Genomic DNA, 25829 nt, shown 5'->3' on the forward strand with positions numbered 1-25829 from the left:
CTTGCCGGCCGCATATCCTTCCTGTTCCCCAACGTCTCTGCCCTTTGCCGCGGCCTTTGCCCCTTTTGCCCGATTCGCTGCGCCGGCCCCTGGTTCTGGCCTTTTTTGCCGTGGTAACGCTGCTGGGCCTTGCGCTGCACCGCGACTATGGCGTATCGTGGGATGAGCAGCTCGACCGGCTCAACGGTATCATCAGCGTGAAATACGTGGCGCTGCGCCTGGCGCCGGCGCTGGCCCGGCGCCAGGAAAGCTTTGCCGCCATTCCCGATATGAGCCAGAACGAGGACGTAGACCACGGCGTGATTTTCCAGATGCCGCTGGTGGTGCTGGAAAAGCTGGTGGGTGCCGACGACCCGCGCGCGGTGTACTTTCTGCGCCACCTGGTCACGTTTTTCACCGTTACCGCAGGCCTGTACGCGTTTTACCGGCTGGCCCGGCTACGGTTCGGCAGTTGGGTGCCGGGCTTGCTGGGCGCGGCGCTGCTGCTGCTCTCGCCGCGCTTTTTCGCCGAGGCCTTCTACAACTACAAGGACCTCGTGTTCCTGGCCTTTTTCACCGGAGCCATCTACACGCTCAGCCGGCTGCTCCGCCGCCCTTCCCCGGGCCGGGCGCTAACCCACGCCCTGCTGACCGGCGCGGCCCTGGACGTGCGCACGATGGGCGTGCTGCTGGTGGCGTTTACCGTGTTTTTTGCCGCCCTGGAAATGGTGTACCGCCCGGCAATTCGCCAGTCTCTGCTCCGGGCCGTGCTGCTGTACGTGCCCGTTACGGCGGCGGTAGTGGTGGCGGGCTGGCCCTACCTGTGGGAAAACCCGGTGGGCCACTTCCTGGCCGCTTTCCAGAGCTTCAGCCGCTACCGTTCCGATATGCTGGTGCAGTACTGGGGCCAGCAGATTTCGGTGCGCGACCTGCCCTGGCACTACGCCCCGGTCTGGCTGCTCATCACCACGCCGGTACCCTACACCCTGCTGTTTCTGGGCGGCGTGGGGTCGTTGGGGCTGACGGCGGCCCGCCGCCCCGGCGCCTGGCTGCGCACCCGCACTGGCCGTCAGGATCTGCTCGTTGCCGTCTGGTTTTTTGCCCCGCTGGCGGCCATTATCGGGCTGCACTCGGTGCTGTATGATGGCTGGCGGCACCTGTATTTTATTTACCCGGCCTTTCTGCTGCTGGCCCTGCGCGGCGTGGCCGCCAGCGGAGCCGACCGGGTTGGCTCGGGCGCGGCCCGCTGGCTTCGGGTAGCGGTGCAGCTGCTGGTCGTGGGCGGCCTGCTGCATTCAACCTACCGTATCGGGCGCGACCATCCCTACCAGAACGTGTACTTCAGCTTTCTGCCCGGGCCGGTGGCCGAGCGGCTGTTTGAGCGCGACTACTGGGGCTTGTCGGGAAGGCGGGGGCTGGAGTGGATTCTGGCCCACGACCCTAGCGCCCGGGTGCTGGTGGGCACCGACGCCCGCGCCTCGCTCGTGCTTCACAACAACCACTTACTTTTGCCCCCGGCCGAGCGGGCCCGCCTCGTGCTGACCACCGGGGCCCGGGCGCGCTACTTTCTGACAACTTACCGCTGGCATCCGGGTTCCTACCCCGCCAGCTACGGCCCGGAAGTGTACTGCATCCGGGTTAATGGGGTCAAGATTCTGTCGGTGTTTCGCCGGCCGTAGCTTCCTCGTCGCGGCCCGTTTTCCGCCTTTGCTTTTTGCTGCCAATGCCCTTACTCGAAGTAACCGACGCCCATCGAATCCGGCAGTTTCTGGACCTGCCACGCCGCATCTACCAGGACCAGCCCAACTACATTGCGCCCCTCGACCACGAAATCGAAGCCGTTTTCGACCCCAGGAAGAACACCAACTTCCAGCACGGCGAAGCCATTCGCTGGATTCTGACCGACAACGGCGGCCAGGTCATCGGGCGCGTGGCGGCCTTCGTCAACCAGAAAACGGCCCACACCGACCCCACGCTGCCCACCGGCGGCCTGGGCTTTTTCGAGTGCATCAACGACCAAGCTGCCGCCAACACGCTGTTTGAGGCGGGCAAGGCCTGGCTAGCTCAGCGCGGCATGCAGGCCATGGACGGCCCCATCAACTTCGGGGAGCGGGACCGGTACTGGGGCTTGCTCGTGGCGGGCTTCACCGAGCCCAACTACGGCATGTTCTACCACCCGCCCTACTACCAGCAGCTGTTCGAAAACTACGGCTTCCAGGTCTACTTCAAGCAGTACACCTGCTACCGGGAAGTAGCGGCGCCCCTGCACGAGGCCTTCCAGCGCGCCGCCGACCAGTACGCGGCCCAACCCGAGTTCAGCTTCCGCCACGCCGATAAGAGCAATGCCGAAAAGCTGGCCCGCGACTTCCAGCACGTCTACAACCTGGCCTGGGCCAACCACAGCGGCGTCGTCGGCATGTCGCTGGAAAAGGCCCGTGGCTTAGTCAAGGAAATGAAGCCCGTGGCTGATGAGCGGCTGCTCTGGTTTGCCTACCACCACGACGAGCCCATTGCCTTCTTCGTGAGCCTGCCCGAGCTCAACCAGATTTTCAAGCACATCGGCACCCGCTTCAACCTCTGGGACAAGCTGCGCTTCCTCTGGCAAAAGCGCAAATACGACCAGCGGCCCGACAAAAAGATGTTCGGCGTCATCTTCGGAGTGGTGCCGGCCTGGCAGGGCAAAAAGGTAGAGTCGGCCCTGATGGTACACGCCCGGCAGGAGTTCATGCGGGCCGGCTACACCGACTGCGAAATGAACTGGATTGGCGACTTCAACCCCCGCATGCTGGCCGTTATCCGCTCCATCGGGGCCCGCATCCACAAAACCCATGTCACCTACCGCAAGCTTTTCGACGAAACCCGCCCCTTCGAGCGCTGCCCGGTGATTAAATAGTGAGGTGGTGAGGTGGCGTCATTGCGAGGCGTAAGCCATTCCGCGCCTCAAGTGGCGTCAATCCGTCCTCTGCAATGTGCTCAGCCTTCTAACGTGAAAAGCCCCTTCCTGCTCGTGCGGGAAAGGGCTTTCTGGGTAAAGGTCAGGTCGTACTGCGCGCAGGACGGATTGCTTCGCAAGCGCGCAATGACACAGGTTTTTTAGCCTTGTCGAAACTCCTGGTCCAGCTTCAGCACCTGCGGAATGAGCAGGTGTTCGTCGTCGTTGCGCAGCACGTGGTTGGCGCGGCTGAGCTTTTCCTCCTCGCTCATCTGCTTGCCGATGATGGCCAGGACGTCGTCGGGGGTGCGGTGCGGGTCGCGGCGCAGCACCCGGGCCTGGCGCACGGCCTGGGGCGCGAATACGGTGATAATCTTGTCGAGCTGCTTGTAAGAGCCCGATTCGTAGAGTAGCGCCGCTTCTTTCAGGATGTAGGGCGCGCCGGCCGCCTGCTGAGCCTGGGCCCACTGCTCGAAATCGTGGCCCACGCGCGGGTGCACCAGGCCGTTGAGCCGGGCCAGCTGCTCGGGGTTATTGAAGGCTACCTGCGCTAAGTAAGCGCGGTTGAGCTGCCCCTGGGCATCAAACGTATCGACCCCAAAAGCGGCCTGCAACTCCTGGCGCAGCACCGGGTCGTGGGCCATAACCCACTTGGCCCGGGAGTCGGCATCGTAGATGGGCACGCCCAGCACCGCAAACAGCCGGCACACTACGCTTTTCCCCGAACCAATCCCGCCGGTTATTCCAATTCGCAACATCTGTGAATGAGTGAAGTGGTGAAACGGTGAATGAGTGAGGTGGTGAATGAGTGAAGTTGTCGTTCTGATACTTCACTCATTCACCACTTCACTCATTCGCCGCTTCTCCGCTGTGAAACGCGCACCGAGGGCGTCAGGATTCGTACGCCGCGGGCTTGGGCAGGGGCCTGCGACAACACGGGTTGCAGGCTGGAATCGGGGGAGTGAAACTGGCCGTAGTGCAGCAGCACGTGCACCTGGCTCCGGTCGAGGCGGGCCGAATCTTCGGGGAAGCACTGCACCTGCACCTGCACGGTAGCGGGGCGCAGAATGAATTGCTGGCCTTCGGGGAAGTCGCGCAGCTCGGGCACCACCCGCAGCGGCAGCGTCAGCAGGGGCCGGGGCTGCAGGCGCACCTTTACCTGCTGCACCTGGGTCTGCACCAGCTCCGGCCCACCAATCGGGACGATGATGGCCCCCTCGCTGCTGCCGGCCGGGGCCTGGGGCAAGTGCACCGGATACGGGCTGGCCAGGCTGTTGACCATGCGCGCCGGCCCGTGAAACGCTACGCTTTCGGGCGTGAACTTGGCCGCGTAGGGCAAGGCCGAGCCGTCGGCGCTGGGACTCAGCGTGAGCGGCAGGCGGCGCGTCACGAGCCTATCGAACTCCACCCAGAGCGTATCGGCCAGCACGTAGTTGAACTGCAGCCCTTCCATAGCCGCCTGCAGCGCCGGCCTGAGCGACTGGCCCGTGACGAAGCGCGTGGCCGGCAGGCGGCGCAGGCGCACTTCGGCGGGCTTCACGTCGAGCAGCAGGTTCTTGCGCAGCAGCTTCCAGCCCCGCCCCGTCACGTTTACGGCTACTTCCGTGGGCAGGGGCTTTACCGGAATGTAGCGCTGCTCATCGTAGGCCCACAGCAGCGGGTAGGTGATGCGCGTAGTGTAGGTCTTGTTCAGGGCATTGAGCAGCCAGAACGTGGACGCCGCCAGAAAGCAGGCCGTTACCGCGCGCCAGTAGCTCCGCTCCTGCCCGAAAAACGGGCTGGTAAACCAGCGGGCCAGGCGAATAGCGCGGGTAATGGGCACGGCAGTACGGGGTTAGGCGTTGTCGGAAGCCGCCGGCGTTGCCGGGGCCGCCGGCGCATTCTTGGGGGCTACTTCACGGGCAATGGCCGTGCGGTCAAACTTGAGGCGCACACCCTTGTCCACTTCAATGATAACCGATTCTTCGTGGACTTCCAGCACCTTGCCGTGCAGGCCGCCGATGGTCACCACGGCCGCGCCTTTCGTCAGCGACTCCCGAAACTTCTTGGCTTCGGAGGAGCGGCGCTGCTGGGGCCGGATCATGAAAAAGTAAACTACGACGGCAATTAGCACCGGAAACAGCAGCGAGGTGAGGCCTTCGCCGGTTTGGGCTTGTAAGAGAAGCGTTATCAGCATGACGGTTGGGGCAGTAGGAAATGCCAGCCTAAAAAACGGCTGTCATCCTGAGCTTGCGCAGAACCTTATAAAAGTTGAACGAGTCGTTCGAACGTGGCAAGGTCCTGCGCTTGGCTCAGGATGACAGAAGCAAAAGGAGAAATAAACGCGGCCGGTTATTGCTTTACCGGGCCGTTGGTCGATTCGGGCAGGATGTTGGCGCGAATGGCAATCTGGGTGATGCTGGGCTGGGTGTTGGCCCGCACGGCTACCTCCTTGTTCTGCAAACCCGACTTGCCCTGGCTGTTGAACTGCACTTCGATGGTGCCTTTCGAGCCGGGCGCGATGGGGTCTTTGGTCCAGTTGGGGGTAGTGCAGCCGCACGACGCCGTGGCGTTTTCAATCAGCAGCGGCGACTTGCCGGTGTTGGTAAACTCGAACGTGTGCTTTACCACCTCGCCGGGCTTGATGTCGCCGAAGTTGAACTCCGACTCGGTGAAGGTCATCACCGGAGCGTTGGGGTTGGGTGCTTCGGTTTCGGCCGCCACGTTAGGGTTGTCGACGGTGGGGTTGGCGGCAGCATCGTTAGCGGCCGTAGCGGCGGCATTCATGCCTTCCGTGCCTACTTCGGCCGTCTTGTCGTTGTTGCAGGCACCGAACATCAGGGCGCTGGAAAGCAGAAAAGCAGAAAACAGAGTACGTTTCATAGTAAGGAAGAACGCGGCCATTGGGAGCCGTCGGGAAAGTAAAGTTAAGACGAAGAGCCAGAATATCTAAAAGCTAGTTCCCCTCCTTCCTTCAAGGAGGGGTGGCCGCAGGCCGGGGTGGTTCAATCGTTGTTCCGTTGAACAAACAACTAGCTCTAACTTTCTAGTTCTAGCTAACCACCCCGCCCTGCGGGCACCCCTCCTTGAAAAAAGGAGGGGAACTAGTGTTTTGGAAATTACGCCAGGCGGCCGATAATCGACTGGGCAAACTGGCTGGTGCTGGCTTTGCCGCCCAGGTCGCCGGTGCACTCTTCGCGGTGCTTGAGCGTCTCGTCCAGCGCCTTTTCAATACGGTCGGCCAGTTCATGCTCGCCCAGGTGGTGCAGCATCATCAGGCCCGAGCGCAGCAGGGCGGTGGGGTTGGCTTTGCCCTGGCCGGCAATGTCGGGGGCCGAGCCGTGCACGGCTTCGAAGATGGCCATGTTGTCGCCGATGTTAGCACCCGACACCACGCCCAGGCCGCCCACGAGGCCGGCGCAGAGGTCGGAGAGAATGTCGCCAAACAGGTTGGTGGTCACCACCACGTCGAACTGCTCGGGCTTATTCACGAGCTGCATGCACATGTTGTCGATGATCTTGTCTTCGAACACGATTTGCGGAAACTCGGTGGCGGCTTCCTTGCAGGCGTCGAGCATGAGCTTGCCGGCCATTTTCAGGATGTTGGCCTTGTGGGCCAGGGTCACCTTTTTGCGGCCGTGCTTGGCGGCGTAGGCAAAGGCGGCGCGGCAGATCTTGCGCGAGCCTTCCACCGTGATGCGGTTAAACGAGTCGGAGATGCCCAGGCGCTCGTCGTACACTTCCAGGCCCGAGTACAGGCCCTCGGTGTTTTCGCGGAACAGCACCAGGTTCACGCCCGAGTAGCGCGAGTCGATGCCCTCGGTGGTTTTGGCCGGGCGCACGTTCTGGTAGAGGTCGTACTTCTGGCGCAGCGTGATGTTGATGCTGCGGAAACCCTTGCCCACGGGCGTCGTGATGGGGCCTTTCAGGGCCACGCGGTTTTTCTCCAGCGAGTCGAGCAACGACTGCGGAATCAGCTCGCCCGACTGGTCGAAGGTCGTCTGCCCGGCGTTCTGCTCTTCCCACTGAATGGGGGCGCCAGCGGCCGCGAAAATGTCCTGAACTGCCTTCGTGATTTCGGGCCCGATGCCGTCGCCGGGGATGAGGGTGATGGTGTGCATTCTGCTACTATCTATTTAGGAGAGGTACTAGGTTACTGGTCTGAACGTGAAGCGCCTGCCGACTTACGGGCACCACACTTAGGCTGCATGCAGCTATTCCGGGGGCAAAGGTAACACCCGAAGAAAGGGCAATAATAAAAATGTGCTGATGTGCTGAAGATGAAAAGGTCTTCAGCACATCAGCACATCCAGGAATCATCGGCGAATGGCGTTAAACGGCTTTGCGCGAGTTGATCTGGTTGATCAGCTGGTCGACGTCGCCGAGCAGCTGTTCGGCCTTGCTCTTGGCGTCCTGAATCACGCGCTGGCCTTCCGACTTGGCGCTGGACGTGGGTCCGGCTTCGGTGCGGCTGGTGACGAGGCTTTCGGTGAGGTCGGCCAGTACTTCGCGGTACTTTTCGAGCTGGTAGCTGAGCCAGCTACGGGTTTCGCGCCCCTTTTCCGGAGCAAACAGAAGTCCAACAGCGGCCCCGGTGAGGGCACCGCCCGCGAAGCACAGAATACCGGTAGTGGTTTTGCTACCCATAGCTAGAAAGGAGTGGCGAGGTGGGAGAATGGATGGAAAATGTGTACTCAACAACGCACTGGGCGCGGTTCAGGTTGCCTGGGGCAGCTTACTGGTTGTCCAGCAACCCGCGGCCCGACTTGCGGATGGCACCGCTGGCGGTCAAGTCCTGGGCCAATTTATCGAGAATACCGTTCACAAACTGCTTGCTCTTGGGCGTGCTGTACATTTTGCTGATTTCGATATACTCGTTGATGGTGACTTTCACCGGAATACCGCGGAAAAGGTGCATTTCGCAGAGCGCCATTTTCAGCAGAATCTTGTCGGTGAGGGCTACGCGCTCCACGTCCCAGTTCTGCACCGACTCGGCAATGAGCTTTTCGTACCGCTCGTCGTCGGCCAGGGTCTGCTTGTAGAGCGTCTCGGCAAATTCCTTGTCGTCGACCCAGTTGGCCGACAAAGACATCAGCTCCAGATTCTCATCGGCGGCTTCGTCGAGCATCTTCAGGGTCTTGACCACCAGGTTTTTCACCACCGAGCGGTTTTCCTCCCAGTTCTGGTCGTCCTCGTCGAGGTAGGCCGGCAGCGACTCGCCCTTAAAGACGAACGTCTTGTACAGATACTTCAGCAGCTCCTGGTCTTCGGCGTAGTTGCCGGCCGGGGCCGCCAGGTAGCTCTGAAACTCAGCGTCGGGCTTGATTTCGTTGCGCCAGGCTTTGCGCAGGGCTTCCATGTCGTCTTCGCCGGCCCACTGGGCGTTGCGCCGGATGGTCAGGTCGAGCAGCTGCTTGTTGCCGACGAGCTTCTGAATCACCTGGTTTTCCTCGAAGCGGGTCGTGTCGAGCGGGGTTTCCTTGGAGGGCGTGAAGCGGCGGGCTTCGCGCTGCTTTTCTTCCTCAATCACGCGCAGCAAGGCATCCGGCAAATTCAGCAGGTGCAGATACTGGGTGTGGATGCTTTCGGCGCCGTGCACCATCTGGCCGGCGTAGAAGGTGCCGTCCTTGGCCTTGGCTTTCTGGTAGAAGCTGATGGCGTCGGTTACGGCATCGTTTACTTCCTTGTCGTCGATTTTCTCGACTTCGGCCGCCGAGCCGCCCTTGTGCCACTCCCGGAAAATAGCCTCAGCCATTTTCTGCTGCCCTTTCAGCAGCTTGCGGTCCTGGGCCTCGGGGGCGTTCAGGTCGGGAGCAAAGGCATCCGCAATACGGTCATTAGCCAGCATAAAATCGGACCCGACAGCCTGATGGTAAGCGTACAGGGCCTGCATAACCTTAATGCGGAGCGTGCGGCGATTGAGCATCTTTTTTGGATTTGGTGATTTAGTGATTTAGTGATTTAGCGAGTTGTCGTTCTGTTTGCGCGGCTTGCTCTATTGAACATCAAACTCACTAAGTCACTAAATCACTAAGTCACCGCTTAATAAGTGGATTTGACTTTACCGAGGGAGGCAATGCGCTCCTCGGCCTGCCGGATGGCAGCTTTCTGGGGGTGACTTCCCTCCTGCTCGGCTTTCTCAAGCACTTGCGTGGTGAAGTCGAAGATTTTCTCGGTCTGGGTGAGGGCGGCCTGCCGGCTGCTGCCTACCACTTCCGAATATACGTTAATCAGGCCACCGGCATTGATCAAAAAGTCGGGGGCGTAGATGATGCCGCGCTGCACGAGCTCGGGGCCGTGCACGTCCTCGTTCTTGAGCTGGTTGTTGGCGCAGCCGGCAATAACGCGGCACTTGAGCCGGTCGATGGTGTCGTCGTTGATGGTAGCGCCCAGGGCGCAGGGCGAATAGATGTCCACGTCCTGGTCGTAGATTTCCTCCAGGCCCACGGCAACGGCCCCGAAGCGGGCAGCGGCTTCCAGGGCACGGTCTTCGTAGTAGTCGGTCAGCACCAGCCTGGCGCCTTCCTTCTGCAGGTACTCCAGCAGGTAGGTGCCCACGTGGCCCACGCCCTGCACGGCAATGCGCTTGCCGGTCAGGCTTTCCGAGCCGAACGCCTTTTTGGCGGCGGCCTTCATGCCCATGTAGGTGCCGTAGGCCGTTACCGGCGACGGGTCGCCGCTGCCGCCCATGCTTTCGGGCAGGCCGGCTACGTGCTTGGTTTCCATCCGGATGTACTCCATGTCCTTGGTGGTCATGTTCACATCTTCGGCGGTGATATACTTCCCGTTCAGGTTTTTCACGAAGCGGCCGAACTTGCGCAGCAGGGCTTCGGTCTTTTGCGTTTTGGCGTCGCCGATGATGACGGCTTTGCCCCCACCCAGGTTCAGACCCGAAATGGCCGCTTTGTAGGTCATGCCGCGCGAGAGGCGGAGCACGTCGTTCAGGGCTTCCATGTCGGAGGCGTAGTGCCACATGCGGGTGCCGCCCAGGGCGGGGCCCAGCACCGTGTTGTGGATGCCGATGATGGCCCGCAAACCGGTTTCGTGGTCGTGGCAGAACACAACCTGCTCGTGCTGATGCTCGGCAATCTGACCGAAGACCGACGTATCGGCCAGCGTTTGGATTTCAACCATTTGAGTAAACTGAAAAAAGGGTGGGAAGTTGGGTGGGGTCGGGTGTTGTATCTTTGAACGAACGGGCGCGTAGTCTGTTCAATTCGGGTGCAAAAGTACCCAATTTTTCCTAGCCGGGCACCCTACCCTTCCGGATTTGCCGGAATGGTCACGGCTTCTTAACCTGCCCTAACTCCCGTTTCCGTGCGCGCATTATCCGCTACCAATAAGTACCTGTACCGCTACAAATGGCATTTTCTGGGCGGCGTTTTGTTCGTGGCGCTGTCGACTTTGCTGGCCATTTTCCCGGCCCAAATCGTGCGCTACGCCTTCGATTTGGTGGGCGAGGGCATCGATTTGTACCACCTCTACGCCGGCACCAAAGCGCAGAGCGGGGTCTACGAATTGTTCGGGCGCAACGTGCTGCTTTACGGCCTGCTTATCGTACTGATGGCTTTGCTGCGCGGCATCTTCCTGTTTTTCATGCGCCAGACGCTTATCGTGATGAGCCGCCTGGTGGAAAACGACCAGAAAAACGAAATCTTCCAGCACTACCAGTCCCTGCCCCTGAGCTTTTACCGCCGCCACAATACGGGGGATTTGATGTCGCGCATTTCGGAGGACGTGGGCCGGGTGCGCATGTACATCGGGCCGGCGTTGATGTACTTTATGCAGCTGGTCATCCTGTTTCTGCTCATCATTCCGCTCATGCTGATGGTGAACGTGAAGCTGACCCTCTATACGCTCATTCCGCTGCCCATTCTGTCGGTGAGCATCTACTACGTCAACAACCTGATTGAGCGTAAGTCCGACGAAATCCAACGCTCGTTGGCGGCCATGACGACCTTCGTGCAGGAGTCGTTTTCCGGCATTCGGGTGCTCAAGTCCTTCGTGCGCGAGGATGACTCTCACCAGCAGTTCACCGCGGCTTCGGATAATTACAAGGAAAAGTCGCTGAGCCTGAACTTCGTCAACTCCCTGTTTTTCCCCCTGATTCTGTTCCTCATCGGCATCAGCACCATCGTCACGGTGTGGGTCGGCGGGCAGGAAGTTATTCGGGGTACCATCACCACCGGCAGCATCGCCGAGTTCCTGATTTATGTGAACCTGCTCACCTGGCCCGTTACGGCGCTGGGCTGGACTTCCTCCCTGGTGCAGCGCGCCGAGGCCTCCCAGGCCCGGATCAACGAGTTCATGCACCAGCAGACGGACATCGTTTCGCGCCAGAACATCCGGCAGGAAATTCAGGGCGACATCGTGTTTGACAACGTCTCGTTCACCTACCCCGACACCGGCATTCAGGCCCTGCGCGACGTTTCGTTCCGCATTCATCCGGGCCAGACGCTGGCCGTTATCGGCAACACCGGCTCGGGCAAGAGCACTATTGCCGCCCTGCTCTGCCGCCTCTACGACGTGACGGAAGGCCAGATCAGCGTGGACAGCGTGGACGTGCGCGACTTTTCGCTCAACTCCCTGCGCGAGCAAATCGGCTACGTACCCCAGGACGTGTTCCTGTTTTCGGACAGCATCCGCAACAACATCAACTTCGGCCTCGACAACCCGAGCGAGGAGCGGATGCAGCAGGCGGCCAAGGACGCCAACGTGTACGACAACATCATCCGCTTCCCCGAGGGCTTCGACACCAAGCTCGGCGAGCGGGGCATCACCCTCTCGGGCGGACAGAAGCAGCGCGTCAGCATTGCCCGCGCCCTGGTGAAGGAGCCCAAAATCCTGATTCTCGACGACTCGCTGTCGGCCGTGGACACCAACACCGAAAACGCCATCCTGAACAGCCTGCAGCGCATCATGCACAACCGCACCAGCCTGATTATCTCCCACCGGGTGTCGTCGGTGAAGCTGGCCGATGAAATCCTGGTGCTCGACGACGGCGTGATTGTGCAGCACGGCACCCACGAGGCCCTGATGGAAGACGACAACGGCCTGTACCGGGCCCTCTACGAGCGGCAGCTCCAGAACGAGGACGCGGCTTAAGTTTCACGCGGCCACCAACGAAAAGCGGCTTCCTTATCCGGGAAGCCGCTTTTGCTTTTGAACGACCATCAGTACCCTACGGTGCGGCGGGCGGCAGGCGCAGCTCCAGCACCTGGATAGTCCCGACGCGGGCCACACGCCGGCCTACGTAGGGAGCCAGGCGGGGCTGGGTGAGCAGGGTACTGTCGCTGAGGTAGAGGTAGCGGGCCCCGCGGGCAATGCAGGTTGCCACGTACGGCTGGCCTTCGGGCGTGGGGTAATCGAGCTGCTCGGCCACGTCAAGGCCAAAGCCCTTCTTGTGCAGGAAGTAGAAGTACTTGCAGCCCGATTCGTCGGGGCCAACGAGGCACAGCGCGTCGTTGGGCACGGCGTTTTCCAGCGCGGTGCGGGTAGCGGGGTAATAGAGCTCCTGGGGCACGTCCTTGGGGCCTTTGGCCCAGCGCGGCACAACCCGCAGGCACGCCCAGACCGGCTGCGCCACCAGCAGCAACCCCAGCAGCCAGTGCCAGCGCGGATTGCTCCGCAGCCACTGGCTGCCCACCGCCGCCAGCAGCAGCAGCACCGGCAGCAGCGGCAGCATGTAGTAGGTGTGGCCTTCCATCTGGTGCAGCTCCAGCACGTAGTACACAGCCAGCCCCACCGACCACACCGCCACGGGCCAGAACCACGGATGCCGGCTTACCGGCCGCCGCCACGCCGCCACAATGCCCAGGAGCAGCAGCCCCGTCGCGCCGTAACCCAGCAGCAGCTCCGGCCAGTCGGATATCAGGTTGTGACTCAGAATGGCCCAGCCCTTGGCAACGCTTTCCGCCGGCCGCACTTCAATCACAAAGTCGCGCAGGCCCGAGGCCTCAATCAGGTTGCGGGCATACGCATACCAGGCCAGCGGCACGCCCACCGCCGCCAGGGCGAAAAAGGCCAGCGGCACCGAGTCGCGCCGCCACTGTACGCGTCCCTGCCGCATATCCTGGAGCAGCAGCACCGCAATAGGAAAGCCAATGAGCAGAAACTGGAGCTTGGTAAGCCCCGCCAGCATGGTCAGCAGCAGGCTCAGCCAGAACTGCCGGGGCCGCCGCTGCTCGCGCCACCGCAGAAACAGCCACAAGCCGCCCAGCGCGGCACTGGAGGCCAACACGTCGGGCAGGGCGTTGATGCTGTGATAATAGATTTCCGGGCTCCACGTCAGCCCCCAGGCGGCCACGGCCCCCATCCACACCGAGCCCGTGATGGAGCGAATCAGGCGGTAGCAGAAAAACAGGCCGGCCACAGAAATCAGCCAGGTAATAACCCGCGGAATCGTTTCGTGAAACCCCAGCGCCTTGAAGGCCAGCGCCACCGTCCACTCGTAGCTCGGAAACTGCATGCCCGTCACGCCGCTGGAGTTCCCACGGCGGTCTACGCGGGGGCGCAGAATGTTCATATCCTCCTCGTAGAAGCTGCGGGCCACGGCCATCGTGTTGCACTGCCGCCAGGTATGCGGCCCAATGGGCGGCATGCTGAAAAAAGGCGCGTGCAGCAGCAGGTGCAACCCAATCAGCACCGGCCAAAACCAGCGGGGCAGCGTTGACCAGTTCGTGAAGATGTTCGCCATTCTTGGAAGAGAGGATATATCGTGGCAAAGCTACTGAAAGTGCCCGCGCCCCGTTTGTACTTGCTTACTCCGGCGTCAGGTACTTAGCATTTCCGCCGCCCGCTGCCCGACGCCTGCCCCCATGGCTACGCCCATGCCGTTGCAGCGCAGCGCCCCGAAAACACCCGGGGCCAGCGGCCGGATAATCGGGGCCAGCTCGGTGCCGAAAGCCATGGTCCCGCTCCAGCGGTAGTCGATGCGCGGGGTGCGCCCGGGCAGGATTACCTCAGTCAGCAGCTGCTCCAGCCGCTGCTGTACCACGGCCGTCAGGCCGGGCTCGGTGGTTGCTTCCGCCGCGAAGTCGAGGTTGCGGCCCCCACCCAGCAGCAGGCGGTTATCGACCTGCCGGAAATAGTAGTAGCCTTTGTCGTAGTGAAAGGTACCCGGCAGGTCAAGGCCGGGAATGGGTTCCGTTACGAGCACCTGGCCCCGGCCGGGCGTCACGTCGAGCTCGGGAAAAAACTGGCGGCTGAAAGCGTTGGTGGCCAACAGCACCCGCCCGGCATCCAGTGGCCCCAGCGCCGTGTGCAGGCGCACCTGCTCCGCTCCGGGGTCCAGCTGCGTCACGGGGCAGCCGTGCAGCACGACGATATTTTCCTGCCAGGCTTTTCGCAGCAGGGCCTGCATCATGCGGCCGGTGTGCAGGGCTCCTTCGGCCCGGTTTTCCAGCATCGTTTCCACGCCGGCCAAGCCCGTGCGGGGCAATGCCGAGCTGGCATCCCTGAATACGTCGGCGGCGCCGATAACCGGAGCCAGCAGCTCGTTGAAATAGCCCATGTGCGCCCGGCACGTAGCCGCCAGCTCGGCATCCTCGGCCCGGAACAGCTCGTAGCCGCCCACGGGCTGGTAGTGCAGCGCGTCGTCGCCGAGCAGCTGGCGCAGCATGGTAAGCCCTTCCCAGCGGGCCCGCACCACGTCCAGCAACGCGGCTGGCCCGCCTTTTCGTTGCTGCTCCAGCAGCTCCGAAATGCTCCCGAAGCAGGCAAAGCCGGCATTCTTGGTGCTGGCGCCGTTGGGCAGCACGTCGCGCTCCAGCACCACGATGCGGGCCGCAGGCTGGCGCTGCCGGGTGTAGATGGCCGCCGTCAGCCCCACGATGCCCGCCCCGACCACCGCCACGTCGAAGCCCTGCAGAAAGCTCTGGTGCTCCCAGTACGAAAGATTAGCCTTGCTCATAATCGGGAACAAGATAAGCTCAGCCGCCAAAAGAAAAGCCCCGGCGAAGCTGGTTCGCCGGGGCTTTTCGGATAAGACAGTGGTAATTACTGGCCAATCATCACGCGGCGCACGCCACTGCGCGAGCCCGAGGTGCACTGCACGATGTAGGAGCCCGCCGGCAGCCGACTGACGTCCAGCGTAGTGGGCTCGTCGCCCGCCATCAGGTCGCGGGTGATAACTGGGCGGCCGTTGGCATCGTTGATTTCCACCCGGGTTGGTCCCGAGGAGTTGGTGCGCACAATCAGGCGCTTGGTCAGCGGGTTGGTATCCACCCGCACCTTGATGGCATCGGTGGAAGGCTCTACCGTTTCCATTTTGCTGGTAATCAGCTCCGGTGGCGCGGGCTTGTCTTCCGAAGGCTTTACCGCCGCCACGCTGGCCGCGGCGGGCTTCGCCGTGGCCGCTTTGACCGGCGCTGCCGGTTTGCCGGCGGCCGGCTTCGTCTGGGCCTGCGCCGAGCCCAGGCCCAGCAGCGTTATTCCTATTCCCAAGCCGAGGGTTACTACAACCGTTTTCATACCCACCCCAAACGTAGTTGTCGACATTTCTATTATGCCTGTAAAGGTAAATAATCCGCGGCGCTTTCGGCGCCCGCGGGCTGCCACCCGTGGTCTATATTACTCATCTTCAAGGCGCAATTGCAAGTTTTAGCTGGTAAATTTCCCGGGTTGGACGCCTCCACTTCCCGGGGCTGCCGCCTCTTGGCAAATGCTGTGCCTGATTGGGCACCCCGGCACTGGCAGCCGGCAGCGCACGCAGCCGAAAGAAAATTCGGAAAATAAATGCGCTTATAATCAGCGTTCTAAAAAAAACCGGGGCTCCAACTACAAAAATATAAGCCAATACTTGCGCGCCACTCAATTTCTCTTCTACCTTTGCGGTACGATTCCTCGGGGTGTAGCGTAGCCTGGTATCGCGCCAGCATGGGGTGCTGGAGGTCGTAGGTTCGAATCCTGCCACTCCGACGGAACAGTTTACTGTTCGAAAAGCCTCCAGACTTCGGTCTGGAGGCTTTTTTCGGCAGTAATTTTTAATGCAGCCCGGGCTTTACGCGGCCCGGACTTCGGGGTGTAGCGCAGCCCGGTAGCGCGCGTCGTTCGGGACGACGAGGCCGTAGGTTCGAATCCTGCCACCCCGACCAGTACTACAAAGACCTTTTCCGGCCCGGAAAAGGTCTTTTTTTGTTTTCAGCGGTATTTCCTGCGCTCTGCTCCGGGCGGTCTGGTACCCGGGTAGCGGATAGCAAGATTCCTCTCAAAAAGCTGCGGGCCGGCCGGTCCGCAGCTTTTTTTATGCACTATACACGATATTCTATCCAGGCCCGTTTATCCAGCCACTAGGCAATAGCCCGCTGATTCTAGACAGGCGGGACTATCCGACGACCTTATCTTCCTTCCCTATTTCCTCCCTTTATGAAACAGTTTATTTGTGTTGCCGCCCTACTGTGCGGTAGCGCCCTCACGGCTCATGCCCAAACCACTGCCGGAAAACTTTTGCTGGGTGGTAGCCTCGGCTTCTCCAGCACCAAATACACGCCGGATGTTCAGAAATCGTTTGAGCAGCGGCAGTTCCAGTTCAACATCGCGCCCAAGATCGGCTACTTCCTGGCCGACAACTGGGCCGTAGGTCTGCAAACTGGCTTTAACCATTCCAAGCAAACCAATACCGACCCCTACGGCGCCACGCCTTATACCTACGACCAGAAGCGCAACGGCTACCAGGTGGGGCCTTTCGTGCGCTACTACCAGATGCTTGGCGAAAAAGCCGGCTTTTTTGGGCAGCTCACCGCCCTGTACAGCCGCGCGAAAGGCGAGTCGAGCAGCACAACTGACAACACGGCGACCTACGACGAAAAGAGCCGGAGTTACAGCGCTACCCTGACACCGGGCTTCGTGTTCTTCCCGACCGACAAGCTGGGGCTGGAGCTAAGCCTGGGCAACCTGGGGTATTTTGCCACGAAGGACGAAGTGCGCGACACGCAAACCAGCGGGCAACGCTTTAACCGAAGCGGCAAATCCTCGGGGTTCGGCGCTGATTTCACGTTGGGCACGCTCATGCTCGGGGCCTCGCTGTATCTGGGACGCTAGAGTAGCCGGCGTTTGGTCACAAAAAAGCCTTTCCCGCGCGGGAAAGGCTTTTTTGTGACCAAATGCCGGTTTCTTATTCTACCACGGCCAGCACTTCCGACTCGCCCTGTTCGGGAAATTTCTCCAGGTAGATGTGGCGCAGCTTGAGCTTTTGCTGGTTAGCCGCGTCGGTAATGGCTGGGTAGAGCTTGTTGGGAGCTACCAGGTAGCTGGCCGTGGTGCGGGCCCGCACCACGCGCTGCCCGGCCGCGAAGGTGCGGTACTGGTAGCCCGGCGGCAGCTGCTGCGACACGGTATCGGCCACGACCAGGCCGACGAAGGCGCGCACCGTGTCGCGGGCTTTTTCGGGGTCGTTGTAGTAGATGTTGGCCAACTCCCCGCGCAACTGGCCCTGGTCCTTGGCTTCTTTTACGCTGCGAAACAGCGGGCCGAACTTCTCATCGTTGGCCGAGCCGTAGAATGCCTGACCCGCCAGAAAAACGGGAGCCGGAGTGGTGACGATGGTAACCGTCGGGGTTTTGAAGCCGCCGACGTAGGCGTAGAGGATGGCAGCGCCAACGGTGAACAGGAAGATGAGCAGGAAAAGCCAGCGGGTCATGGGAAAAGGTTATTCGGCGGGAGTGTTCAGGGCGTCTTTGTACTGCATCTGGTAGAGCTGCTGGTAGAAGCCCCCGTGGCGCAAGAGCTCCTCGTGGGTACCGGCTTCCTTGATTTCGCCCCGGTCGAGCACGATGATGCGGTCGGCTTTCTGGATGGTGCTCAGGCGGTGGGCAATGACCAGAGAAGTGCGGCCCTGCATCAGCCGCTCAATAGCCTGCTGAATCAGCTCCTCGGTTTCGGAGTCGACGGAGGAAGTGGCTTCGTCCAGGATGATGATGCGGGGCTGGTAGACCATAGCCCGCACGAAGGAAATCAACTGGCGCTGGCCCACGGAAAGCGTGGCGCCCCGCTCCATCACCGGGTAGTGCAGGCCGCCGGGCAGCCGCTCGATAAAGCGCCGGGCGCCCACCAGGTCGGCGGCCTGCCAGATCTGCTCTTCGGTAATGTCTTTGTTGCCCAGGGTAATGTTGTCCTGAATGGTGCCGGCGAAGAGAAACACGTCCTGCAATACCACCCCGATGTGGCGGCGCAGCTCCTTCAGGTCGTACTCACGCAGGTCGTGGCCATCGACGGAAATCGTGCCCTTGTTGATTTCGTAGAAGCGGCTGAGCAGGTTGATAATGCTGGTTTTGCCCGCGCCGGTGGCGCCCACGAAGGCAATGGTCTGCCCGGCTTTCACCTCGAAGCTCACGTCGCGCAGCACCCATTCCTCGTCGTTGTAGGCAAACCAGACCTTGTCGAAGGCTACGTCGCCGCGCAGGTTGGCCGGGGCGTAGCTGCCGTTGTCGGCAATGAGCTCCTTGCTGTCGAGCAGCTTGAGCAGCCGCTCGGTGCTCACCAGGCCCAGCTGCAAAGTATTGAACCGGTCGGCAATCTGGCGGATGGGCCGGAAAAACAGGGCGTTGTACATGATAAAGGCAATGAGGGCACCCTTGGAAATCGTGCCCTCAATCTGGCCCTGGGCGGCGTACCACACCAGCAGGCCCACGCCCACGGCGGCCAGCACCTCGGCCACCGGGAAGTAGATGCTGTAGTAGAGCACCGAGCGGATGTTGGCCCGGGTATGCTCCTGGTTGATGGCCTTGAACTTGCGGTATTCGCGCTCCTCGTTGTTGAAAATCTGGACCACGTTCATGCCCGTCAGGTGTTCCTGCACGAAGGAGTTGAGGTTGGCCACGGCCGTGCGCACTTCCTGAAACGAGGTTTTGACCTTCTCCTTGAACACGTAGGTGCTGTAGAGCAGCGGCGGAATAACGGAGAGGCTGACCAGCGTTAGGCGCCAGTCAATCCAGAACATGAAGCCCATGATGAAGAGCAGCTGCAGGATGTCGCCAATCATGGCCGCCAGCCCCTCGCTGAACACGTCGGACAGGGTTTCGACGTCGGAAATATTGCGGGTAACGAGCACGCCGATGGGCGTCCGGTCGAAGAACTTCAGCCGCAGATCCAGAATGTGCTTGTAGAGGTCCACGCGGATGTCGCGCACGATATATTGGCCCAGCCAGCCCCCGAAGTAGGTTTGCAGGTAGCTGACCAGGGCGTGGACCACCAGCAGAATCAGCAGCAGCCCGAACATCTTGTTCAACCCCAGCATGTCGCCCTGCTCGATGCTGACGTCGACCATGCGCTGAATCAGGAAGGGGCGCAGGGTGCCCAGGGCGGCCGTGGCCACGGTCAGGAAGATCAGGAAGTAGAAGACGCGCTGGTAGGGCCGTACGTACGTCATCAGCCGGCGCAGCACCTGCCAGTCGAAGATGTTGCCGGTTTTGGTGGCGGTAGTAGCTTGTTCCACGAGGGGCGGGTTTGGAGAAAGGAAGCGGCGAACTGCACTAAACCCGGCCGGCTACCGGAAAGTTGCGGGGCGTGGCGGGCAGGCAGCGGGCTTACCGCAGCATAAAATACGGCATTCCGACCGGCCCGGCGGCCTCGGGCACCAGCTCGGGCGGGTATTCCACCCGGCTCAGAAACAGGCCCTGGGCCGGGGCCGCGCCGCCGGCATCCACCCGGCTCTGGGCCAGCAGAATGGCCTTGAACTCGGCGGGCGTGATTTTGCCGCGGCCCACCAGCAGCAGCGTGCCCACCACCAGCCGCACCATGCCGCGCACGAAGCGGTTGGCCCGAATGCGGAACACCAGCCCGCCCGGCGTGGGGTGCCAGCCGGCCTCGTAGCACACGCACACGTAGTGGTTTTCGCCGCCCTTCACTTTGGAAAAGCTGGTGAAGTCAAACGAGCCAATCATGGACGCCGCCGCCTCGTTCATGGCCGCCACGTCGGGGGCCCGGTCCAGGTACAGGCTGTGGTTCACGCTGAACGGGTCCGGAATCAGGCGCACGTGGTACTCGTAGGTGCGGGCCTCGGCGTCGAAGCGGGCGTGGGCCCGCTCGGGCACGGGGTGCAGCAGGCGGGCGGCAATATCCTTGGGCAGGGCCCGGTTGAGGCGGTACACCACCGTGGCTTCATCCAGCGTCTGGGGAATATCGGCGTCGAAGTGGGCGACCTGGTGGCTGGCGTGCACGCCGGTATCGGTGCGGCCACTGCCCAGAATGTGAATGGGCTGGCGCAGCACCTGCGACAAGCGGCGCTCCAGCTCCAGCTGCACCGTCACCATGTTGGGCTGCACCTGCCAGCCGTGGTACTGGGTGCCTTCGTAAGCCAGATGAAGAAAGTAGCGCAAGGGTTTGGTTGTTGATTGTTGGGAGTTGATTGTTTGTTGTCAGATGCCGATTGTTGAAGCATGTAAGCCGGCTGATGTTGCCGTACCCAATAGCCTCAACAATCACCTCCCAACAATCAAACAACTACGATTTAAGCGCAGCGAATAGCAGCGCGTCCTGCACCACGCCTTCTTTGACGATGCTTTTCTGCAGGCGGGCTTCCAGCTGGTAGCCAGCTTTGGTCAGCACGCGGGCCGAGCCGGCATTGCGGGCAAAGATTTCGGCGTACAGCCGGCTGATATCGAAATGCGCGAACGTGTAGGCGGTTAGCACCTTCACGGCTTCCGTCACGATGCCCCGCCCCCAGTGCCGCCGCCCCAGCCAATACCCGATTTCGGCGCTGCACCGGTTGATGTCGTCCTTGAACAGCACGCTGATGGCCCCGGCCGCTTCCCCTTCCACCTCAATGGCCAGATGCACGTCCCGGGAGTCCGGGTCCGACACCATCCCGATATACCAGTAGGCATCCTGCAGCTGATACGGGTGGGGAAACACGTCCCGCAGGTTTTGCCAGATGCCCCGGTCGTTGGCGGTTTCGGCCAGCACCGGGGCATCGTGCAGGTGCCAGGGCCGCAGGCGCACCCCGGCCAGCGGCACAGCAAGCGTCGGGCGGAGCAGGGTTTCGGCCATCAGCTTGCGGGGTTGGCGGTTAGAGTTTCTCGAAAATAGTAGCCGCTCCCTGCCCCACGCCCACGCACATGGTCACGAGGCCGTAGCGGGCTCCTTCGCGGCGCTGCATCTCGTGCAGCAGCGTAGCCGTAATGCGGGCCCCGCTGGCCCCCAGCGGGTGGCCGATGGCAATGGAGCCGCCGTTTACGTTCACCTTGTCCATGTCCAGCTCCAGGTCGCGCACACAGGCAATGCTCTGGGCGGCAAAGGCTTCGTTGAGCTCAATCAAATCCAGGTCGTTGATGGTCAGGCCGGCGCGCTGCAGCACCTTCTTGGTGGCGGGCACGGGCCCCACGCCCATCACCGACGGATCGACGCCGGCCACGGCCGAGCACACCACCCGGGCCATGGGCTTGAGGTTGTAGCGCTTCAGGGCTTCTTCACTCACCACCAGCACGGCCGCCGCCCCGTCGTTGATACCGGCCGAGTTGCCGGCCGTTACGGTGCCGTCCACGGGCTGAAAGGCGGGCCGGATGCTGGCCAGCTTCTCCATCGACGACAAACGCGGGGGCTCATCGGTGTCGAACAGAGCCGTGTCGCCCTTGGGGTTGGGCACGAATACCGGCACGATTTCGCGGCGGAAACGACCCTTCTCCAGGGCGCGCTGGTACTTGCGCTGCGAGTTGAAGGCAAACTCATCCTGCTCCTGCCGCGTGATGCCATACTTGCGGGCCACGATTTCGGCCGTCTCACCCATAGCATAGGGGTGGTGCATCTTGGAGAGCTTCTGGTTGATGAAGCGCCAGCCCAGCGTGGTGTCGTGGGCCGTCAGCTCGCGCCCGAAAGCCGTTTCCGACTTGGCCATCACGAACGGCGCCCGGGTCATGCTTTCCGAGCCGCCGGCCAGGTAAATATCCCCCTCGCCGCTCATAATGGCCCGCGAGGCATCCATGATGCTCTGCAAACCCGAGGCGCAGAGGCGGTTCACGGTCACACCGGGTACGGTGATGGGCAGGCCCGCCAGCAGGCCCGCCATGCGGGCCACGTTGCGGTTGTCTTCGCCGGCCTGGTTGGCGGCACCCATTATTACGTCTTCTACAGCCGCCTTATCCACGGATGGATTACGGCGTAACAGCTCGCGCAGCACGTGCGCGGCCAGGTCGTCGGGACGTACGCTGCTGAGGGCACCGGCAAATTTGGCAATCGGGGTGCGGACGGCGTCCACGATATAAGCAGTTGGCATTTTCTTGAATGCGGTTATTCCGGTCGTTGTTGGCTACTTTTGCCAGCCCGTCGCAGAGGTAGGCACGGGCCAGAGTTTCATAACTACAAAGATGATACAAAGAATTCAAAGCGTGTTTCTCTTCCTGCTGGCCCTGGCCATGATCAGCGTGGTGTTCCTGCCCATCTGGAGCAAACTCGACCCCGCCAGCGGCCAGGAGCTGGTGCTCACCGCCACCAAGCTGACCTATGCCCACGCCGACGCGGGCATGTCGGTTCCGACCAGCACCTACGCCATTGCGGCCCTGGCTTTGCTGTCGGCCGTGGTAGCCCTGTTCGAAATCTTCCAGTACCGCAACCGGTTTCTGCAGCTCAAGCTGGGCATGCTCAACCTGCTGCTGATTGCCGCCACGCTGGGCGCCTGCTTCTACTACTCGGGCGTCGGCGAAAAAATGCTCAACATCAAAATGCCCGGCACCTACGAAGCGGGTTTCTACCTGCCCACCGTAGCCCTGCTGCTGAACCTGCTGGCCAACCGCTTCATCCGCCGCGACGAGCAGCTCGTGCGCTCCATGGACCGTCTGCGCTAATCAGCCTCGCACCAAAAAAAAAGGCTCCCGCACTACTGCGGGAGCCTTTTTTTTTGAACTACAGAAGCTCAGCGCTTGGCGGCCTCCTGTACTTCCCGAATGCTGGACTCAAACTGAAACGAGTCGTACACGCGGTAGAAGTTCTGCTGATCGGCCACGTGCGGGTAAGCAAATTTGGCCAGCTCCACTTTGGAGTTCTCAAAATCCAGGGTGCCGAGCAGGCGCGTCAGGTCGTCGGCCTGAATGACGGATTGCTCCAGGGCCTGCTTGGCCACGCTCAGCCGGCTGCTGTCGAAGCTTTTGCTCCGCACGCTGTTGACCAACGCATCCACATCCTGGGCGCGCATCTGCCGGTAGCTGCTCACGGCCCCGCCGGGGTACTGGCCACCATTGGGCGGGTAGTTGTTGTAGTCGCCGTTGTTATAGCCACCATTGCCGCCATTGTTATAGCCGCCGTTACCACCGTTGTTGTAGTTTCCCGGGCCATTGCTGCCATAGGAGTCGTCGTAGTATCCGTCGTTGCGGCCGCCGCGGTCATCGTAGCGCGGGTCGTAGCCGCCGCCGCCGTAATGCCCACCCCGGGGGCCGCGCAGCGGTACGGCCGCTACTTTGCGCAGCACCGGTGGGTAGCCCTGCCGCGTTATCAGCACGTAGCTCGTTTCCAGGCCGGGGTCCAGGAATACGCGGGTGCGGTAGTTGATGGGACGGCCGTAGGGAGTCGGAATCAAAAATTCGGCCCAGTGGTAGCCGGGCACCAGCCGGTCGATGTGCACTTCGCGGGCCCCGCCTCGGGTCAGGGCGCGGCCATCAAATACGAGCTGAAACGGAATGCCGCGCTCCGAGGCAAAGTTCACGTTGGCCGGAGCGGCCTTGAGGTCGGCGGCCAGCAACACGAGCAGGCCGAAGCAGAGAAGTAGCGCCTTTTTCATGGCAACAAGAGCTAGCGGAAAAGCGGCCCATCCGCCTCCGTGTCACCTATAAATCCAAGGATTGTGCCAGTTCCGGAACTTCAGCCGCCGTCGGTTTGTTGCCGCAACTTTTTCGCAGCCGCTAAACGATATTCTACCAATCATAACTCAGCAAAAAGGCCCCGCACATTGCTGTGCGGGGCCTTTTTAGAATCAGAAATCGAATACGTTATTCCGAAATCTTGGTCACCTTGAACTCGGTGCGGCGGTTACGCTGGTAATCCTCCTCAGTCTTGGCATCCTTAATAACCGGCTTGGCTTCGCCGTAGCCTTTGGCCGTAATACGGCTCTTGTCGATGCCTTTCGAGATGATATAGTCCACAGCCGACTGCGCGCGTTTCTGCGATAGGGTCTGGTTGTAGGCATCCTTACCGCGCGAGTCGGTGTGCGAGCTCAGCTCAATCGTGATTTTGGGGTTGTCGTTCAGCGTCTGCACCAGCTTATCCAGCTCGGTGGCGGCATCGGTCCGGATATCCCACTTGTCGTAGTCGTAAAAGATGTTGTCGACCACGATGGCCTTGTTCTTCACGATTTTGGTCAGGGTCAGGGTAACGGGCACCTTGATGTCGTTCATCTCGTTGGGCAGTTCCTCCTGGCTGGGCTTGCGGCCCACGGTGCTCACGCCGTTGCGGGCCGTGAAGTAGCCGGCGCGGTCGGCAATAACCGAGTAGCTGGCCGCGGCCGAGTCGAGCTTGATGGTGAACTTGCCATCAGCTCCCGACGTCACCTCTTGCAGCTTCTGGCCTTTGCTGTCGAACAGGGCCACGGTTTCGTTGGCAACGGGCTGCGTCTCGCCGGTTTTGTCGTTGCGCTCGACCAGGGTGCCGTCGGCGTAGAAGGTGACGAGCTTCAGCGGCTTTTTGCGGAACATGTAGAGGTCGTCGCTGCCCTTGCCGCCCGAGCGGTTGGAGGCAAACACGCCCATGTCCTTGCCCGTGAAGAAGGGCGCGAAGTCGTCGCTGTTGCTATTGATCGGGGCACCCAGGTTTTCCACCTTGCCCTTTTTCACCATGAAGATGTCGAGCTTGCCCAGGCCGGGATGCCCGTCGGAGGAGAAGTACAGCGTGCCGTCGGGGGCTACGGCCGGGAAGTTTTCGTTACCGGGCGTGTTGATTTCCGGACCCAGGTTTTCGGCCGGCGTGAAGCGGCCATTAGCGCCCAGGGTGGCCTTATACAGGTCGTTGCCGCCCGAGCCACCTTTGCGGCCCGAAGCGAAATACAGCGTCTGCCCGTCGGGCGAGAATACCGGCGAGAAGTCGTCGGCGGTCCGGTCGTTGATGTTAATCAGCTTGGGCTCTTCCCACACGCCGTTCTTGAAGAACGAGGCCCACAAATCGACGCTGAGGTAGCCCTTCTTCGAGCCGTTGTTGGAGCGGGCAAACACGACCATCTTGCCATCGGGCGAGTAGGTGGCGCTGGCCTCGTGCATGTCTTCGGTATTGAAGGCCGGCTCGAGCTTGCGCACCGTGCCGCCGGTCATCTTGGCCTCGTCGTCAAATTTGATGGCGAACAGGTCGTTGAAGCCCTCCCCGTTGCCGGCGTACTTCTTCCCTTCCCGGCCCGAGGCAAACACCAGCTCCTTGGTAGTCGGCATCATGGTGGCGCTGAACTCGGCCGAGGGCGTGTTCAACTGATCCAGGGGCATCACCTCGTTGTTGGTTTGCATAGCCACAATCTGGGTGCCGAGGCGGGAGTTTTTGGCTTCCATTTCGGCCCGGGCCGCCAGCGTGCGGTTGGTACCGTTCTGGGTGTAAGCATCAAACTGGGTAGCCGCCTCATCGAACTTGCCGTTGGCTTTCAGGGCCAGCCCGTAATAAAAGGCTGCATCCGGATTTTTCACACCCCCATCCAACGCCGCTTTGTAGTAGCCCTCGGCCTGCTCGATACGGTTCGAGAGGCGGTACGACTCCGCCAAGCGGAAGTTGGCCATAGCAACGTTCTTGCCTTTGGCTACGTCCGCTTTGTACAGCTCAATTGCAGTTTCGTATTCACCGCGGGCAAAACGCTTATCGGCTTTGCTGATGCTACCCGTCGTAGCACAACTGCTCAGCATTGCGGCCGAACCCGCTGCGGCGCACACAAACAGTAATTTCCTCATGGATGTCTGAAGGTGGAATGGAAAGGTGGATGGCTCTGCAACATGCCAATTTGAGCCTAGCAATAATACTAAGTTTACCCAGTAATCCGCTCAGGGGC

At 61.4% G+C, this 25829-nt stretch carries 23 protein-coding genes and 2 tRNA genes; 7 read left to right on the forward strand and 18 right to left on the reverse strand.

Annotation, left to right across the window (positions count from 1 at the left end):
* Positions 1 to 56 precede the first annotated feature (56 nt).
* Complete coding sequence (locus E5K00_RS21940) at positions 57 to 1658, forward strand: glycosyltransferase family 39 protein (RefSeq protein ID WP_167856999.1); 1602 nt, start codon at positions 57 to 59, stop codon at positions 1656 to 1658.
* A gap of 44 nt (positions 1659 to 1702) precedes the next feature.
* The gene (locus E5K00_RS21945) at positions 1703 to 2872 is read left to right on the forward strand and encodes a GNAT family N-acetyltransferase (RefSeq protein WP_135465455.1); all 1170 of its coding nucleotides are present in this window, start codon (positions 1703 to 1705) and stop codon (positions 2870 to 2872) included.
* Positions 2873 to 3072: 200 nt separating this feature from the next.
* On the opposite strand, the gene coaE is transcribed toward E5K00_RS21945, so the two are convergent.
* The 8 genes from coaE to E5K00_RS21985 form a co-directional block, all read right to left on the reverse strand.
* A complete protein-coding gene (coaE, locus tag E5K00_RS21950; RefSeq protein WP_135465456.1) occupies positions 3073 to 3669 on the reverse strand; it encodes a dephospho-CoA kinase in 597 nt (198 codons plus the stop codon).
* A 92-nt stretch (positions 3670 to 3761) separates the two neighbouring features.
* Positions 3762 to 4733: a YbbR-like domain-containing protein gene (locus tag E5K00_RS21955; protein WP_135465457.1), complete on the reverse strand. Its 972-nt coding sequence runs from the start codon at positions 4731 to 4733 to the stop codon at positions 3762 to 3764.
* Positions 4734 to 4745: 12 nt separating this feature from the next.
* Positions 4746 to 5087 carry a preprotein translocase subunit YajC gene (yajC, locus tag E5K00_RS21960; RefSeq protein WP_135465458.1) on the reverse strand — a complete coding sequence of 114 codons (342 nt, stop codon included), beginning with the start codon at positions 5085 to 5087 and terminating at the stop codon, positions 4746 to 4748.
* A gap of 155 nt (positions 5088 to 5242) precedes the next feature.
* Positions 5243 to 5773, reverse strand: a complete 531-nt coding sequence (locus E5K00_RS21965; RefSeq protein WP_167857000.1) for a DUF1573 domain-containing protein — start codon at positions 5771 to 5773, stop codon at positions 5243 to 5245.
* A gap of 236 nt (positions 5774 to 6009) precedes the next feature.
* Positions 6010 to 7011 carry an isocitrate/isopropylmalate dehydrogenase family protein gene (locus tag E5K00_RS21970; protein ID WP_135465460.1) on the reverse strand — a complete coding sequence of 334 codons (1002 nt, stop codon included), beginning with the start codon at positions 7009 to 7011 and terminating at the stop codon, positions 6010 to 6012.
* A gap of 211 nt (positions 7012 to 7222) precedes the next feature.
* Positions 7223 to 7537 (reverse strand): YtxH domain-containing protein, encoded by a 315-nt coding sequence (locus tag E5K00_RS21975; RefSeq protein WP_135465461.1) that lies wholly within the window; start codon positions 7535 to 7537, stop codon positions 7223 to 7225.
* A gap of 88 nt (positions 7538 to 7625) precedes the next feature.
* Positions 7626 to 8816, reverse strand: a complete 1191-nt coding sequence (gene nusB / locus E5K00_RS21980) for a transcription antitermination factor NusB (protein WP_135465462.1) — start codon at positions 8814 to 8816, stop codon at positions 7626 to 7628.
* Between the two features lie 116 nt (positions 8817 to 8932).
* On the reverse strand, positions 8933 to 10024 hold the full coding sequence (locus E5K00_RS21985) for a Glu/Leu/Phe/Val dehydrogenase dimerization domain-containing protein (protein ID WP_135465463.1): 1092 nt from the start codon (positions 10022 to 10024) through the stop codon (positions 8933 to 8935).
* Between the two features lie 183 nt (positions 10025 to 10207).
* Between E5K00_RS21985 and E5K00_RS21990 the strand changes: the two genes are divergently transcribed.
* On the forward strand, positions 10208 to 11995 hold the full coding sequence (locus E5K00_RS21990) for an ABC transporter ATP-binding protein (RefSeq protein ID WP_135465464.1): 1788 nt from the start codon (positions 10208 to 10210) through the stop codon (positions 11993 to 11995).
* Between the two features lie 76 nt (positions 11996 to 12071).
* Here E5K00_RS21990 and E5K00_RS21995 read toward each other — a convergent pair whose 3' ends face one another.
* The 3 genes from E5K00_RS21995 to E5K00_RS22005 all read right to left on the reverse strand — a co-directional run bounded on the left by E5K00_RS21995 (position 12072) and on the right by E5K00_RS22005 (position 15361).
* A complete protein-coding gene (locus tag E5K00_RS21995) occupies positions 12072 to 13586 on the reverse strand; it encodes an ArnT family glycosyltransferase (protein WP_135465465.1) in 1515 nt (504 codons plus the stop codon).
* A gap of 75 nt (positions 13587 to 13661) precedes the next feature.
* Positions 13662 to 14801 (reverse strand): NAD(P)/FAD-dependent oxidoreductase, encoded by a 1140-nt coding sequence (locus E5K00_RS22000; RefSeq protein WP_135465466.1) that lies wholly within the window; start codon positions 14799 to 14801, stop codon positions 13662 to 13664.
* Between the two features lie 86 nt (positions 14802 to 14887).
* On the reverse strand, positions 14888 to 15361 hold the full coding sequence (locus tag E5K00_RS22005) for a T9SS type A sorting domain-containing protein (RefSeq protein WP_135465467.1): 474 nt from the start codon (positions 15359 to 15361) through the stop codon (positions 14888 to 14890).
* Positions 15362 to 15734: 373 nt separating this feature from the next.
* Here E5K00_RS22005 and E5K00_RS22010 point away from each other — a divergent pair.
* From E5K00_RS22010 to E5K00_RS22020, 3 genes are all read left to right on the forward strand, one after another.
* Positions 15735 to 15808 (forward strand) — tRNA-Pro (locus tag E5K00_RS22010).
* 99 nt (positions 15809 to 15907) lie between these two features.
* Positions 15908 to 15984: transfer RNA gene (locus E5K00_RS22015), tRNA-Pro, on the forward strand.
* Between the two features lie 271 nt (positions 15985 to 16255).
* Positions 16256 to 16930, forward strand: a complete 675-nt coding sequence (locus tag E5K00_RS22020) for an outer membrane beta-barrel protein (protein ID WP_135465468.1) — start codon at positions 16256 to 16258, stop codon at positions 16928 to 16930.
* A gap of 73 nt (positions 16931 to 17003) precedes the next feature.
* On the opposite strand, the gene E5K00_RS22025 is transcribed toward E5K00_RS22020, so the two are convergent.
* From E5K00_RS22025 to E5K00_RS22045, 5 genes are all read right to left on the reverse strand, one after another.
* Positions 17004 to 17528: a hypothetical protein gene (locus E5K00_RS22025; protein ID WP_135465469.1), complete on the reverse strand. Its 525-nt coding sequence runs from the start codon at positions 17526 to 17528 to the stop codon at positions 17004 to 17006.
* A gap of 9 nt (positions 17529 to 17537) precedes the next feature.
* Positions 17538 to 19256, reverse strand: coding sequence for an ABC transporter ATP-binding protein (locus E5K00_RS22030; protein ID WP_135465600.1), 1719 nt, complete (start codon positions 19254 to 19256; stop codon positions 17538 to 17540).
* 157 nt (positions 19257 to 19413) lie between these two features.
* Positions 19414 to 20205, reverse strand: coding sequence for a tRNA pseudouridine(38-40) synthase TruA (truA, locus tag E5K00_RS22035; RefSeq protein ID WP_135465470.1), 792 nt, complete (start codon positions 20203 to 20205; stop codon positions 19414 to 19416).
* A gap of 124 nt (positions 20206 to 20329) precedes the next feature.
* Complete coding sequence (locus E5K00_RS22040; RefSeq protein ID WP_135465471.1) at positions 20330 to 20875, reverse strand: GNAT family N-acetyltransferase; 546 nt, start codon at positions 20873 to 20875, stop codon at positions 20330 to 20332.
* A gap of 19 nt (positions 20876 to 20894) precedes the next feature.
* Complete coding sequence (locus tag E5K00_RS22045; RefSeq protein WP_135465472.1) at positions 20895 to 22097, reverse strand: thiolase family protein; 1203 nt, start codon at positions 22095 to 22097, stop codon at positions 20895 to 20897.
* A 91-nt stretch (positions 22098 to 22188) separates the two neighbouring features.
* Here E5K00_RS22045 and E5K00_RS22050 point away from each other — a divergent pair, with 91 nt between their 5' ends.
* Complete coding sequence (locus E5K00_RS22050) at positions 22189 to 22665, forward strand: DUF4293 domain-containing protein (protein WP_135465473.1); 477 nt, start codon at positions 22189 to 22191, stop codon at positions 22663 to 22665.
* 68 nt (positions 22666 to 22733) lie between these two features.
* Here E5K00_RS22050 and E5K00_RS22055 read toward each other — a convergent pair whose 3' ends face one another.
* Positions 22734 to 23594 carry a DUF4476 domain-containing protein gene (locus E5K00_RS22055; RefSeq protein WP_135465474.1) on the reverse strand — a complete coding sequence of 287 codons (861 nt, stop codon included), beginning with the start codon at positions 23592 to 23594 and terminating at the stop codon, positions 22734 to 22736.
* A gap of 208 nt (positions 23595 to 23802) precedes the next feature.
* Positions 23803 to 25731, reverse strand: a complete 1929-nt coding sequence (locus E5K00_RS22060; RefSeq protein ID WP_245328391.1) for an OmpA family protein — start codon at positions 25729 to 25731, stop codon at positions 23803 to 23805.
* Between the last annotated feature and the right edge of the window lie 98 nt (positions 25732 to 25829).

The sequence above is a fragment of the Hymenobacter aquaticus genome (assembly GCF_004765605.1).
GTDB classification, from domain to species: Bacteria; Bacteroidota; Bacteroidia; order Cytophagales; family Hymenobacteraceae; genus Hymenobacter; species Hymenobacter aquaticus.